Source organism: Nitrospira sp. Kam-Ns4a, assembly GCF_965152595.1.
On sequence record NZ_OZ224218.1, the window covers coordinates 1,336,031 to 1,349,640 of the forward strand.

A 13,610-nucleotide genomic window follows, 5' to 3' on the forward strand; every position below is an offset into this window, starting at 1 on the left:
CACGTTGGCCACGGTCCACGGGGCCTGCAGCCCCAGCACAGCTTCAGAGCGTTCAACGTCGCGCATCGCTCGGGTCCTCCTTTCGAGGAACCGAGCATAGCGCAAGAGGGATCCGTGACCCACACAATTTCCTGAAGAGCCAGAAAGACCTTCACGGCGCTCTCACATGGATCTCTTCTGACCACACCATCTCAGCCGCGTGCCAAGCGCAGGCTTTGACATCTTTGATCTCCAGATCGGGATAGTATTTGTGCGCGATCTCCTCGAAAGGAACCCCTTCCTGGATCAAGCCGAGCACCTCCTCCACGGGAATACGGGTGCCAGCCACACAAGGCTTCCCGAAATGCACCTTCGGATCGATGTAAAACTCAGGACTTGACCTTTCGGACAGTGGCCGACGTGGTCCAATCACGGCTCACGCACCGATCAGCCAGTCCACGCCGCGCACTCCCACGTCAGGCCGGCGATTCGGGTGCATGCCGGCCTTCCTTCAGACTCGGAATCATTGACCACGTAGCTTCAACCTTGACCGCCACTGACTGAGGAGTCAAATACTAGCTTGCTCAGATCCTCGGGCTGTCTCGCAGCGGCTCCTAGGCCGCTCGGCAAGAGTGCCCGGTGCCGACGGCTGTGCCGAATCCCTCCGATGAGGCGCTCCTGGCGCGGATCCGCCCGATCAGCCAGGCTCATCCCTTCTGGGGCTATCGGCGGGTGTGGGCCTGGCTGCGGGATCGGGAGCGCCTCCCGGTCAAGACGAAGCGGGGCTCCCGGCTGATGCGGGAGGCCGGCTTGACGGTCAAGCGGGCACGCCACGCGGCGACGCGGACGCCCAGGGCGAAGCCGACGGCCACTCGTCCCCGGCAGGACTGGGGGATCGACAGGACGACGTGCCCGATCCCCACCCTGGGCTGGGTGTACCTGGTCATCGTGCTGGACTGGGACCCCAAGAAGATCGTCGGCTGGGACCTGGCTCTCCGCAGCCGCCGGCAAGAGTGGGAGGCCGCGCTGGCCCAGGCGGTCCAGGCCGCATGCCCGAACGGGGTCCGGGGAGCCGGCTTGAAGCTGGTCTCCGACAACGGGAGCCAGCCCACCGCGACTGACTTCATGGCCGCCATGAGCGTCTTGGGGATCGAGCCGGTCTTCACCAGCGACGACAACCCCAAGGGCCATGCCGAGACGGAGCGCCTGATGCGCACGATCAAGGAAGAGTTGCTCTGGCTGCAGGCGTGCACGAGCCTGGAGCAGGCGCGCGAGGCGATCCGCCATTGGATCACGGTGGAGGACCACGAGCGCGACGTGCCCTCGGCGCTCGGCTACAAGAGCCCGCTGGAATTCGAGGCGATGCTCCGCAGCCAGGAGGCGGCCCAAGCCGCTGCGTAGGATGACTCACTCTCAGCACCATCAAAAGTGTCTTGACAAACGGGGGGCATTACACAGCCGCGCGTCGGCTGCGGAAGCGTCTATAAAAACGGGCTCTTCAGGATCTTCTGTAGGTCCAGAACTGAGAATGTCCCTCGCCCCTGCTTTGCGGGGGACAGGGCTGGGGTGAGGGGGAAATTGGCAGCGCTTGGACGGGTTGGCATAGCAGTCTACCTGCTTGAAAGCACGATGGTCATGCCTATCTTCCGCACCAACCCCTGGTCATTCACTTTCACCCTCTCCATCACCCCTTGCATCTCGAAGAGCAACGGGTAACCGGGCAGAGAAAAAGGAACCACGCCATGGCTTGCCGGTGGAGTTGTGTCATGCTAATATCATCATGTCACATATTTGCAAAGGTGACACATGAAATCATTCAGAACGCATCTGAGTCAAGGCGGCAGAGTCGTCATCCCCGCCGATTACCGCGAGGCACTCGGCCTGAAACCGGGAGATGACGTCATGCTCTTTCTTGAAGAGAACGAAGTCCGGCTGATCACGCCTCACCAGGCCGTCAAACGGGCCCAATCCCTCGTACGCCAGTATGTGCCGCCAGGTCGCACGCTGACAGAAGAACTGCTCAAGGATCGCCGCCAAGAAGTCCGGCTCGGCACGCGCAAACGCACGACGATGTCAGGACGGTCGTGAACGAAACGGTTCTCGATGCCACGGCCGTCCTGGCCCTTCTCAATGACGAACTGGGAGCAGACCTCGTCGCCTCCCTGCTCCAAACGGCCGTCATCAGTACAGTCAACCTCGCTGAAGTCGTGAGCAAACTCGCGGAAGCGGGAATGCCGGAGCCGACCATTCGGACCGTGATCAGCGAGTTAGGGCTTAAGACGGTTCCGTTCGATGAGACTCTGGCATTCCGCGCGGGTCTCCTGCGTCCCTCGACGAGCGAGTACGGTCTCTCGTTGGGGGACCGCGCCTGTCTCGCGTTAGGGCAACACCTCCGGAAGCCCGTGCTCACTGCCGATCGGATGTGGAGGAGCTTAAAGCTTGACGTGGTCGTGCGTCTGATTCGGTAAGGAAACGCCGCTCGGCTTCCTGCCATGGGTCGAGCGAAGGTACAGAGCCCCTCACGCGACCCCATGGCCTTTTATCCCTTCGGTAAAAGCATGCCCAGGGCCCGTGGGGCCGCCGAGACGATACGGCGCGCCTCATCCGGCGTGTGCTCACTGGTCGGCAGCAAACCTTCCTCGCCCGAATCCCGACTGCGAGACACGCGATCGACCAGATCGACGTCTTCCTCCTCCAAGACATCCGGCAATCCAGAGTGCTTCCCATCAGCGGTCAGTTTTCTGAGCGTGTGCGTCCGCTCCAATTCCCACCCTCGTTGCAACAAGGATCCTTCCAAGGCCTTTTCAACAGCCTGCTGCGCATGGAAGCACGCCCCGCGAATGTTGGACCAGACCACCTAGCTGGTAGGAGGAGCCGCCCTCAAAATGGACAGACTGACGGCTCCGTCCCCCGAACGAACGTAGCGTGCGGCTTTCCCGCACTACGCTCTCCCGACCGGGTGCCGGCCCGAGGCCGGACCCCACGAGTGCGGATGAAGTCCCGACGCAAGGCGTACAGCCGCGTGAGCCCCAGATGAGCCCAGAAGACCTGGTCCGGATAGCGCCGCCAAAGTTGATTGCGCCACCGCGTCGCCAGGAACGCACGCAGCCGCCGCGTGATCCAGCGATCCAGCCGGTCAAAGACCCCGGCCACTTGGGCGCGCTTAACGTATTCTCCCCAGCCTCGGACGTACCGATCCAGCCGGGGCACCAACGGGCGCAGGGCCACCCCTGCCGTCCGCCGCGTCACGCGGCGGATCTCGGCCCGGAAGCGGCGGACCCCCTTCGGGGCGAGGGACACGTTGAGATGTCCCTTCCGCTGGATCAGCCGATAGCCCAGGAAGTCGACTCCCTGGTGAAGCGTGACCAGCTTGGTCGTCCTCGGATTGAGCCGCAGCCCCAGGGTTGCCAGGACCGCCGTGGTGCGGTGGAGGGCCTGCCGCGCGGCCCGTGCTTTCCGACTACACAGTCGGAGCTCCTCCGCCTCGCGCACGAACCGGACCCCCTCCGCGTCCCACACCCGGTCCAGCTTGGCCAGGTAGCTGTTGGCCAACCGCGGGCTGATCACGCCGCCTGGCGGCGTCCCGGCCCGGGGCCGTCCCAGCCGGTCGCCGTCCTGGATCAGGGTCTCCAGGAACAGGCGCACCAGCCGCAGGACGCTCCCCTCGGCCACCCGGTCCGCACCGCGTCGATCAACGGCTCGTGCGGAATCTCATCGAAGCACGGCTCGATGTCCACATCCACGCAGGAGATGCAGCCGTCCCGCACGTGCCCGTACAGATCGCGCCGCGCCGGGACCGGACCCCGTCCCGGCCGACACCCCCTGGCTGTGAGGCGAGCACTCCACCTCGACGATCGGCTCCAGCACCTGGCGCACCGCCTGCTGCCCCACCCGATCCCGGACGGCCGGGATCCCCAGGGGCCGATGCCGCCCGTCCGGCTTCGGGATCCACACCCGGCGCACCGGCCGCGGGCGATCGGTCTTCGCTCGCAGCTCGGTGCTGCGCGTCGCCAGGTTGGCCTCCAGGTTTTCTCCGACGGCCTCCACCGTGACGCCATCGACGCCGGGCTCGCCCCGATTGGCGCGGACGGTCGCACCCGCCGCCCGCACCCGCCGCGGGGCCAGCCGTTGGCCCATGAGACTATGGGGCTTCCTCCGCGGTCCTCGTGGCGAGCGTCCCCTCGGCCCATGGCTCTGTCCTTCCCGCTCTGGGACCGGCGGCTTTCCCACAGGAACCTCCCTCGCCTCCAGAACGGTACTCCCTGCCATGGCTCGCGGTCGCTCCCGTTCGGGGACTCCCCTTCGCTCGGGGCCGTTCTCACGACACGTCCTCCCGACTCTGGGAGCCCTGACTGCTCGTAGTGCATCGGCCCGACACTTCGGCGGCGCCTTCTAGCGAGCCTTGCCCCTCCGGCTCTTCGGCCCCGCGGGCCTGCACACCATCGGAGACACCACGAGCCCTCCCCAGGTCAGACGCTCCTCTGTCCCTCCGTGCTGTCCGCACACCCCGTGTCTCGGACCGCGCTCCGCCGGTCTTTCCTTCGCTGTCAGGCTGCCCGCTCGGCTCCGCGCGGTCATGGCCGACCGGTTCGCCCTGGCTCTCGCCTCGGCGACGGCCCGGAGGGTCGCCGCAGGCCCTTCGGATTCCCCCTCGCGGGGGCCCCCCTGCCCTCCGCCCCTCGAGGAGGGACGGCCGCCGGGGCCTGGCCCGGCCTCTTGTCTACGCATCCCCCCTGCGAGGGTGCGGCGGGACTTTCACCCGCAAGAGAAGCGCCCTGCTGGGCGCACAACCCTGATCCGAAAATAATCGCTGATGCCTGCACCAGCTCCAGCGGGTCCTGTCATGGCGATCACCCCCGTCGTCCTCGCTCCACCCGTCCCCCCCGTGGGGGGCGCTCCACAATCGGCGCACAGCCGCTCTTTTGTGCGCTGGGTCGGCGCGAGTCTCTGTGCGGTTCGCCCCTTCCGCTGCGGGCGACGGGAGACCCGCTCGCCACGCCACCCGCTCTGTCTTACGCAGTTCCGCGTGCCAAATATTTTCGGATCAGGGTTAACTTCAGACTCACGGCCGTGGCGTCCACACGGGCGCGGGCATCGGCAGGCCTCTGTCATGTCCCCTCACTACGGATGCGCTTCGCGCCAGTTGCGGCCGACGCCCACGTCCACCTTGAGCGGCACGGAGAGGCCGAGGCGGACGCCCGTCCCGACCATCTCGGTCCGGACGAGCTGCGTGGCCCGCTCCAGCTCGCCCTCCGGGGTCTCGAAGATCAGCTCGTCGTGGACCTGGAGGATCATCCGGGTGCCGGGCAGCTCAGCCTTGAGCCGGCGGTGCACGGCGATCATCGCGACCTTGATCAGGTCCGCCGCCGAGCCCTGGATCGGACTGTTCACCGCCATGCGCTCGCCGACGCTCCGCTGGGTCGGGTCGGAGCTGGCCAGCTCCGGGATCGGGCGCCGCCGGCCGAGGATCGTCGTCACGTAGCCCCGCTGGCGGGCCTCCTCGATCGTCCGGTCGAGGAACGCCTTCACGCCGGCGTAGCGCTCGAAATAGGTGTCAATGTACTGCTTGGCCTCCTGCTGGGAGATGCCCAGGTTCACGGAGAGGCCATAGGGGCTGATGCCGTAGAGGATGCCGAAGACCACGGTCTTCGCTGCGCGCCGCATCTCCCGCGTGATCTGCGCCGGCGGCCGGTTGAAGATCTCCACCGCGGTGGCCATGTGGATGTCCTCGCCCCGCTCGAACACCTGCAGGAGCTTCTCGTCCCGCGACAGGTGCGCGAGGATGCGCGGCTCGATCTGGCTGTAGTCCGCCGCGAGGAGCAAGTGCCCGGGCTCCGCGACGAAGGCCTCGCGGATCCGGAGCCCGTAGTCGCCCTTGACCGGGATGTTCTGGAGATTGGGCTCGGTCGAGGAGAGCCGCCCGGTCGCCGCCACGGTCTGATTGAGCGAGGTGTGCAGCCGGCCGGTCTCGGGGTTGACCAGGGCGGGGAGCGCGTCCACATACGTGGACTTGAGCTTGCTCAGCGTCCGGTAGCCGAGGATCTGGGCCGGCAGCTCGTGCTGGGTCGCAAGCTGCGTCAGGGTCTCTTCGTCCGTCGAGTAGCCCGTCTTCGTCTTCCGAATCGGCTTGAGCTTCAGCTTGTCGAAGAGCACCGTCGCGAGCTGCTTGGGGGAATTGATGTTGAACTCCCCGCCGGCGAGCCGGGCGATCCCCTCCATCATCCGGTCCAGCTCCCGCTCCAGCTCCTTGCTGAGCGCCGCGAGCGCCGCGACGTCCAGCTTGAACCCGTTCTGTTCGATCTCGGCCAGGACAGGGACGAGCGGCAGCTCGACCTCGTCAAAGAGCCGGAGGCTCCCCTGGTCCTGCAGCCTCGCCCTGAGCTCGGGGACCAGGCGGAGCGTGAGGGCGGCGGCTTCGGCCGCCTGCTCCGGCACGACCTGGTCGGCGTCCGGAAACAACTGCGGCGCGGCCGAGCGGGACGCCGCGCCGGCCCGGGCCCCGAGCCGATAGCCCAGGACATCCAGCCCGACCGCCTCCAGCGAGGGGCTCCGCCGGTTGGGGTTGAGCAGGTAGGCGGCGATCATCGTGTCGAACCAGGGCGGGCGCAGCTCGATCGACGCCCGGCGCAGCGCCAGCAGGGTGGGCTTGAGGTCATGCACCGCCTTGATCGGCCGCCCGTCCTGCAGGAGGGCCCTGATCGGCTCGAGCCGCGCCGGCGCGCCCTTTCCGTCGGACAGAGCCGCAAACGCCGCGGCGCCGCTCGGCAGGCTGACCGCGAGCGCCTGCGCCACCGGAAAGCCGGCGTGGTGCCCGGGTCCGCCGGCCAGGACGCAGGCGAGCCCGATGGCCTCGCCCGCCATCGCCTCCTCGGCGAACCGCTGCGCGGCTCGCCGGTCCTGCAGGGTCTCGACCTGCCCGCCCAGGCCCTCCGCAGGACTGGCGGCAGGGTGTACCAGCTTGAGCAGCGAGGAGAACTCCAGCTCTCGCAGGAGCGCGACGAGGGGTTCGGACGGCGGCGGGGAGACACGGAAGCGCTCCGGCTTGAACTCCACCGGACAGTCCACGCGGATCGTCGCGAGCTGCCGGCTCAGGCGCGCCTGCTCCGCCTGCTCCGCGAGCAGTGCACGGGTCCTGGGCGGCGTGACTTCCGCGAGCCGCCGGAGCAGCTCCTCGAGCGTCCCGAACTCCGCGATGAGCTTGACTGCGGTCTTCTCCCCGATCCCCTTCACGCCCGGAATGTTGTCCGTGGCGTCGCCCATCAGCCCCATGATCTCGACCACCCGCGCCGGCTCGACGCCAAACCGCTCGCGGCACTCGGCCTCCCCGAACCACCGATCCTTGACCGGATCGTAGAGGCGCACGGCCGGCGTGATGAGCTGGAACATGTCCTTGTCTCCGGTGACGATGGCGACCTCGAACCCTGCGGCTTCCGCCTTGCGAGCGAGCGTCCCGATGAGGTCGTCCGCCTCATAGCCGGTCGCCCGGACCACCGGCAGCCCCATCGCCTCGACGACCCGGTGGATGTAAGGGATCTGCGCGGCCATCCCTTCGGGCATCTCGGGGCGGTTCGCCTTGTAGGCCTTAAACTCGTCGTGCCGCTGGGTCGGCCCCTTCTCGTCGAAGACCACCGCGAGATACTCCGGCTGGTGCTCTCGCAGGATCTTGAGCAGCATCGTCGTGAAGCCGTACACGGCGTTCGTCTGAACGCCTTGGGAGTTCGAGAGGGCGGGCAGCGCGAAGTAGGCTCGGTAGATGTACGCGCTCCCGTCAATGAGGTATAACGTCGCCATCGCAGCCAACTCGGGCGAGCGGCGAAGGAGGCATCTGCGCGGGGCCGCTCGCCTCGCGCCCCGTGCCCCTCGCCCCCTCACGGATCGGGCTTGACCGTCATCGGCGGCCGGCCGAACTTGGCGCGCAGGGCGTTGATCGCCTTGAGCACGGTCGGCTGGCCGACGAGCTTGCGCTCCAGGGCGCGCTTGCCCGGAAAGTCCAGCAAGGACAGCCCGATCAGGATCGTCAGCACGCCCTGGCCGGGCAGAAACAGCATGGCGAGGCCCGCCAGCAGGAACACGAGGCCGACCACGTTCTTGATGGTCAGCCCCACGAGCCGCAGGACCGGGTGGTGGTTTTCCAGCCAGACGCGCGGGTGCCGCTCGTCGAAATAGTGGGGCGGCAACCGGACGAGGATGAACGGAATCGCGATCAGCGTGCCCACAAAGCCGACCACCGACAGGAGGAACAAGGCCAGCAGGACTTCCTGCGACAGCACGAGGTCAATCACGCCGGCATCCTAGCACCGGGGGTCGGACGGTGACAAGGCGCCGGGCGACCGTCGGTTTACGAGGCCGCGCGGCATCGCTATAATCCGGCCCTGTGAAGCCGCTGGTCCTTACGGGAACGGACCTCACGCTCGCGGGATTCTACGAGGTGGCCCTCGATGGCCGGCCCGTGCGGCTCGATCCCCGGGCGAAGCGGCGCATGGCCCGCGCCCACGCCGTGATCCAGCGGGCCGCCGCCGGGCCCGATCCGGTGTACGGGGTGAACACGGGGTTCGGCAAGCTGGCGGACCAGCGCATCGCCCCGGCCGAGATCGCGGAGCTGCAGCTCAACCTCGTGCGGAGCCACGCCGCCGGGGTCGGCGCGCCGCTCGGGCGCGCGGAGACCCGGGGCATCCTGCTGCTCCGCGCCAACGTGCTGGCGCGCGGCCACAGCGGGGTCCGTCCGGTCGTCGTCGAGACCCTGCTTGCGCTGCTCAACGCCGACGTCCTGCCCGTGATCCCCTCGCGCGGCTCCGTGGGTGCGAGCGGGGATCTGGCGCCGCTCGCGCACCTCGCGCTGGTCCTGGTCGGCGAAGGCGAGGCGCTCGTCGGCGGGCGGCGGTACGCCGGACGCGACGCCCTTGCGCAGATCGGGCTCAAACCCCTAGACTTGCAGGCCAAGGAGGGGCTCTCGCTCGTCAACGGCACCCAGGCCATGCTCGCGCTGGGGCTGTTGGCCCTGCGCCGCTGCGCGCGGCTGGCCGATGTGGCCGATGTGGCCGGTGCCCTGTCGCTGGAGGCGCTCAAGGGGACGCCGGTGGCCTTCGATCCGCGTATCCACCGGCTGCGGCCCTACCCGGGCCACGCGACGGTCGCCGCCCACCTGCGGGCGCTGGTCGCGGGCAGCGAGATCCGCGCGTCGCACCTGCACTGTCCGCGGGTCCAGGACGCCTACAGCCTGCGGTGCATGCCCCAGGTCCACGGGGCCGTCCGTGACGCGCTCGCGCACGTCCGCCAGACGCTGCTCGTCGAGCTGAACAGCGTGACGGACAACCCGCTGGTCTTCCCCGAGAGCGGCGAGGTCCTGTCCGGGGGCAACTTCCACGGGCAGCCGCTGGGCCTCGTCCTCGACTATCTGGCGATCGCCATGACCGAGCTGGCCAGCATCTCCGAGCGGCGGATCGAGCGCCTGACCAACCCCGAGTACGGGGACCTGCCGCCGTTCCTGAGCCCGCACCCGGGCCTGCACTCGGGCTTCATGCTGGCCCAGGTGACCGCGGCGGCGCTCGCCTCCGAAAACAAGGTCCTGTCCCATCCCGCCTCCGTGGACTCGATCCCGACCTCCGGCAACCAGGAGGACCATGTCAGCATGGGGATGGGCGCCGCGCTCAAGCTCGGCCAGATCCTCGACAACGTCGAGTCCATCCTGGCAATCGAGCTGCTCTGCGCCGCGCAGGGCGTGGAGTTTCACCGCCCCCTCCAGCCGGGGGCCGGGAGTCGGCGGGCGATCCGTGCGATCCGCCGGGTGGTCCCACGGCTGGAGCGGGACCGTGCCCTGGCGCCGGACATCGAACGGGTCCGGAGCCTGATCGCGAGCGACACCTTCAGCGAGATCCTCGCAACGTCCCGCTCACCTGCACCGAGGAGCCTGTTATGAGCCGGTTGCCGACCCTGCACCGTCGTCCGCCGTTGAGCCTGCTGACCGCAGCTCTCCTCCTGCTCCTGGCCTGGCCGCGCCCGGGCGTGGCCGCCGAGCCCCTCCCCCCTCCCGAGCCCCCCGCCGGCCGCGGGGACGGCGATCTTCAGATCGAGGTCACCAAGAAGGGGTTGGGAAAGGAGGTCGTGATCAAGCAGGGGGCCAAGGAATGGTTCATGATGATCGAGGTCACCGCGGAGAACACCGTGATCGTCCGGCAGGAGCTTGACAACGGGACCTACCTGGTGGACGAGAGCGAGACGCACGACCGCGCGATGTCGGCCGGCGAGGTGGACGCCGCGATCGAGGCCTTCATCAACGGCGTCAAAAGCCGGGTGACCAAGCGCAAATGAGCGGGCCAGGCCGTTCCATCCGGGCGCCGCGCGGGCCGGCCCTGCACTGCAAGGGCTGGGCGCAGGAGGCCGCGCTGCGCATGCTCATGAACAACCTCGACGACGAGGTCGCCGAGAACCCGCGCGAGCTGATCGTGTACGGCGGCGCGGGCAAGGCCGCGCGCAGTTGGACCGCCTACGAGGCCCTCGTCCGTGAGCTGCGCGCGCTGGAGCACGACCAGACGCTGCTGGTCCAGTCCGGAAAGCCCGTGGGCGTGCTGCGCACGCACGATTTCGCCCCGCGGGTGCTCATCGCGAACTCGAACCTGGTGGGCCATTGGGCGACCTGGGACGAGTTCCGCCGGCTGGAGGCGTTGGGCCTGATCATGTACGGGCAGATGACCGCGGGCTCCTGGATGTACATCGGGACGCAGGGTATCGTGCAGGGCACGTATGAGACCTTCGCCGCCGCCGCCCGGCGTCACTTCGGCGGCGATCTCGCGGGCCGGTTCGTGCTGACCGGCGGGATGGGCGGCATGGGTGGCGCCCAGCCCCTGGCCGCCGCGATGAACGGCGCGGCGATCCTGTGTGTGGAGGTGGACCCGGCGCGGATCGAGCGGCGGCTCAAGACCCGCTACTGCGACCGGATGACGGCCTCGCTTGATGAGGCGCTCACGTGGATCGAAGAAGCCAGGGCCGCGCGCCAGGCGCTTTCGGTCGGGCTGGTTGGCAATTGTGCCGAGGTGCTCCCGGCACTCGTTCGCCGGGGCGTGGTCCCCGATCTCGTGACCGACCAGACCGCCGCCCACGATCCGCTGAACGGCTATATCCCCGCGGGCCTCTCGCTCGCGGACGCCGCGGCCCTCCGCCGGCGGAACCCCGCGGAGTACATCGAGCGCGCGCTCGACGCGATCGCGACCCACGTGCGGGCCATGCTGGACTTCCAGCGCGCGGGCGCGGTGGTCTTCGACTACGGGAACAACATCCGGACCATGGCCGCCCAGCGCGGCGTGGCGGACGCCTACGCCTTTCCGGGCTTCGTCCCCGCCTACATCCGGCCGCTGTTCTGCGAGGGCAAGGGCCCCTTCCGCTGGGTGGCGCTCTCCGGCGAGCCGGGCGACATCGCCGCTACGGACGAGGCGGCCTGCGCCCTGTTTCCCGAGAACGACTCGCTGCAGCGCTGGATCCGGCTCGCGCGCGAGCGGGTGGCGTTCCAGGGCCTCCCGGCGCGGATCTGCTGGCTGGGCTACGGCGAGCGGGCGGCGATGGGGCTCCGGCTGAACGACCTGGTGCGGACCGGCCGCGTGCAGGCTCCGATCGTCATCGGCCGGGACCACCTGGACGCCGGGTCGGTCGCGTCGCCCTACCGGGAGACGGAAGCCATGCGGGATGGGAGCGACGCGATCGCCGACTGGCCGATCCTCAACGCGTTGCTCAACACGGCCTCGGGCGCGAGTTGGGTGTCGTTCCACCACGGCGGGGGCGTGGGAATCGGCTACGCGCTGCACGCCGGCCAGGCCGTCGTCGCCGACGGCACGCCGGAGGCGGCCGCCAAGCTGGAGCGCGTGCTCACGAACGATCCCGCGCTCGGCATCCTCCGCCACGCCGACGCCGGCTACGACGAGGCGATCGCGGCCGCCGCCCGCCATCGCCTCCCGCTGCCCATGCCCCCCAGCGGTAGCGCTTGTCACCTTCCGGATCGGGCGCTATAATCCGCTCACCGCCGCCCCCGACTTTTCCCCATCACCCATGGACCGGAGCGGCCGTGAGCCACCACCCGCGCTTTATCATCTACGCGCACAACGCCACCTACGACAAGCTCCACCAGGTGGCCACGATCGGCCTGACCGCCGCCGCCATGGGCAAGGAGGTCACAGTCGTGCTCCTCTTCTGGACCATCAAGAAACTCGCCGAAGGCCGGCTTGATGAGTACGATTTCCCGGCTGAATACAGCGGGCAGGCTCAGGAGGTCGCCCGGCTCCTCCGGGAAAAGCAGGTGCCGACGATCTCCGAGATGTTTCAGCAAGCCAGACAGGTGGGGCAGTTCCGGCTCGTCGCCTGCAGCGCGGGGCTCGAATACATGGGCGTGGACCCCGAGGTCGTGGCCAAGCACGTGGACGAGGTGATGGGGCTGCCCGCGATCCTCGCCCTCGCCTCCACGGCCGAGACGACCCTGTTCATCTAGCGGTAAAATCTCTACAGGAAGCTGTCCGACTGGGCGCGTGCCAACGGCATCTCCTACAAAACGGCCTGGCTCTGGTGGAAGCCTGGCCATCTGCCTGTTCCGGCGCGTCAGTTGCCGTCGGGCACGATTCTGAACGACGTGCCGGAGCGGAAGGGGACGGGCGCCGTTCTGAACGCCCGGGGGGCATCCGCCGACCAGAAGGCTGACCTGGACCGGCAGGTGGCGCGGCTCGCCGCGTTTGCTGCGGAGAAGAGGATCACGGTCGCCACGGTCGTCGCCGAGATGGGAAGCGGGCTGAACGGTCCTGCAGGGGCCTGCTCTCGGTGCTGCATGCGCCCGGGTACGGGGCCGTCATCGTCGAGCACCGGGACTGGTGGCGCAGTTCGGGTCGGAGTACATCGAAGCTGCGCTTGCCGTCTCCGGGAGGCGGCTTGTTGTGAGGAAGCCGGACGAGGTGAAGGACGATCTCGTACAGGACATGCTCGACGTGCTGACGCGCGCGGCGCCCGGCTCTCCGGCCGCCGCGCCGCCGGGCGGCGGCCGAGAAGGCGATCGAGGCGGCGGTGATTGCCTTGCGGACGAAGCATCCCGCCGGGGGTGGCCGCAAGCTCGCCCGACGGCGGGTGCCCCTGGGCTCTCAGGCCGGGCCGGCTCCCCGCACGGTGACGGCGATCCTGCATCGCCCCCGGCTCATCGAGCCGGCCGAGTCTTCCCAGCATACGGCCTACGTGCGCTTTGAGCAGGCGGTCCCGAATGATCGGTGGCAGATGGACTTCAGGGGGGCCCACGGCCCACGGGGCACTGTCATCCGCTGACCATCCTGGACGATCATTCCCGGTTCAACCTCCTGCTGCACGTCTGTGCCAACGCACAGGGGGCCAGCGAGCCGCTACCGGCCACGCGAACGAACGTTCCCGGAGCGGCTGCCCCCCATCGCATACGGTCCCGAGGAGACCGTGCGCCGGATCCAGGCCGCGGGAGAACTCTCGTATCATGGCCGCACGTTCAGGCTCAGCAAGGCGCTGCGCGGCTCTCCTGTTGCGCTGAGCCCCCTCACGCCCGACGGACGCTTTGCGGTGTTCTTCTGCCATCACCAGGTCGCTGAAGTTGACCTCCGCCATCCAATTGGATGAATGCAATGTGTTACCCATGTTCCCGA

General features: G+C 68.5%; 14 protein-coding genes and 1 pseudogene. 9 read left to right on the forward strand and 6 right to left on the reverse strand.

Annotation, left to right across the window (positions count from 1 at the left end; all coding sequences use genetic code 11):
* Nucleotides 1-151: 151 nt before the first annotated feature.
* Nucleotides 152-412, reverse strand: coding sequence for a DUF433 domain-containing protein (locus ACWHYQ_RS06695; RefSeq protein ID WP_447974936.1), 261 nt, complete (start codon nt 410-412; stop codon nt 152-154).
* Nucleotides 413-618: 206 nt separating this feature from the next.
* Here ACWHYQ_RS06695 and ACWHYQ_RS06700 point away from each other — a divergent pair, with 206 nt between their 5' ends.
* The 3 genes from ACWHYQ_RS06700 to ACWHYQ_RS06710 all read left to right on the forward strand — a co-directional run bounded on the left by ACWHYQ_RS06700 (nt 619) and on the right by ACWHYQ_RS06710 (nt 2,447).
* Nucleotides 619-1,380 (forward strand): transposase, encoded by a 762-nt coding sequence (locus ACWHYQ_RS06700; RefSeq protein ID WP_447974937.1) that lies wholly within the window; start codon nt 619-621, stop codon nt 1,378-1,380.
* 405 nt (nt 1,381-1,785) lie between these two features.
* Nucleotides 1,786-2,067 carry an AbrB/MazE/SpoVT family DNA-binding domain-containing protein gene (locus ACWHYQ_RS06705; protein ID WP_447974938.1) on the forward strand — a complete coding sequence of 94 codons (282 nt, stop codon included), beginning with the start codon at nt 1,786-1,788 and terminating at the stop codon, nt 2,065-2,067.
* Nucleotides 2,064-2,447 (forward strand): type II toxin-antitoxin system VapC family toxin, encoded by a 384-nt coding sequence (locus tag ACWHYQ_RS06710; RefSeq protein ID WP_447974939.1) that lies wholly within the window; start codon nt 2,064-2,066, stop codon nt 2,445-2,447. The genes ACWHYQ_RS06705 and ACWHYQ_RS06710 overlap by 4 nt, the downstream gene beginning before the upstream one ends.
* A gap of 71 nt (nt 2,448-2,518) precedes the next feature.
* On the opposite strand, the gene ACWHYQ_RS06715 is transcribed toward ACWHYQ_RS06710, so the two are convergent.
* The 5 genes from ACWHYQ_RS06715 to ACWHYQ_RS06735 form a co-directional block, all read right to left on the reverse strand.
* A complete protein-coding gene (locus ACWHYQ_RS06715) occupies nt 2,519-2,836 on the reverse strand; it encodes a HEPN domain-containing protein (protein ID WP_447974940.1) in 318 nt (105 codons plus the stop codon).
* Nucleotides 2,837-2,859: 23 nt separating this feature from the next.
* Nucleotides 2,860-3,651 (reverse strand): group II intron maturase-specific domain-containing protein, encoded by a 792-nt coding sequence (locus ACWHYQ_RS06720; protein ID WP_447973707.1) that lies wholly within the window; start codon nt 3,649-3,651, stop codon nt 2,860-2,862.
* 39 nt (nt 3,652-3,690) lie between these two features.
* Nucleotides 3,691-4,116, reverse strand: a complete 426-nt coding sequence (locus ACWHYQ_RS06725; protein WP_447973708.1) for a hypothetical protein — start codon at nt 4,114-4,116, stop codon at nt 3,691-3,693.
* A gap of 984 nt (nt 4,117-5,100) precedes the next feature.
* A complete protein-coding gene (gene polA, locus ACWHYQ_RS06730; RefSeq protein WP_447974941.1) occupies nt 5,101-7,770 on the reverse strand; it encodes a DNA polymerase I in 2,670 nt (889 codons plus the stop codon).
* 77 nt (nt 7,771-7,847) lie between these two features.
* Nucleotides 7,848-8,261, reverse strand: coding sequence for a PGPGW domain-containing protein (locus ACWHYQ_RS06735; RefSeq protein WP_447974942.1), 414 nt, complete (start codon nt 8,259-8,261; stop codon nt 7,848-7,850).
* A gap of 92 nt (nt 8,262-8,353) precedes the next feature.
* Between ACWHYQ_RS06735 and hutH the strand changes: the two genes are divergently transcribed.
* The 6 genes and pseudogenes from hutH to ACWHYQ_RS06765 all read left to right on the forward strand — a co-directional run bounded on the left by hutH (nt 8,354) and on the right by ACWHYQ_RS06765 (nt 13,266).
* A complete protein-coding gene (hutH, locus tag ACWHYQ_RS06740) occupies nt 8,354-9,895 on the forward strand; it encodes a histidine ammonia-lyase (RefSeq protein WP_447974943.1) in 1,542 nt (513 codons plus the stop codon).
* The gene (locus tag ACWHYQ_RS06745; RefSeq protein ID WP_447974944.1) at nt 9,892-10,287 is read left to right on the forward strand and encodes a hypothetical protein; all 396 of its coding nucleotides are present in this window, start codon (nt 9,892-9,894) and stop codon (nt 10,285-10,287) included. The genes hutH and ACWHYQ_RS06745 overlap by 4 nt, the downstream gene beginning before the upstream one ends.
* On the forward strand, nt 10,284-11,978 hold the full coding sequence (gene hutU, locus ACWHYQ_RS06750; RefSeq protein ID WP_447974945.1) for a urocanate hydratase: 1,695 nt from the start codon (nt 10,284-10,286) through the stop codon (nt 11,976-11,978). Before ACWHYQ_RS06745 ends, hutU begins: the two co-directional genes overlap by 4 nt.
* A 53-nt stretch (nt 11,979-12,031) precedes the next feature.
* Nucleotides 12,032-12,451 (forward strand): hypothetical protein, encoded by a 420-nt coding sequence (locus ACWHYQ_RS06755; protein WP_447974946.1) that lies wholly within the window; start codon nt 12,032-12,034, stop codon nt 12,449-12,451.
* A 21-nt stretch (nt 12,452-12,472) separates the two neighbouring features.
* Nucleotides 12,473-13,018 (forward strand): annotated as a pseudogene (locus ACWHYQ_RS06760) (IS607 family transposase).
* On the forward strand, nt 13,015-13,266 hold the full coding sequence (locus ACWHYQ_RS06765) for a hypothetical protein (protein ID WP_447974947.1): 252 nt from the start codon (nt 13,015-13,017) through the stop codon (nt 13,264-13,266). The pseudogene ACWHYQ_RS06760 and the gene ACWHYQ_RS06765 overlap by 4 nt, the downstream one beginning before the upstream one ends.
* Nucleotides 13,267-13,610 lie beyond the last annotated feature (344 nt).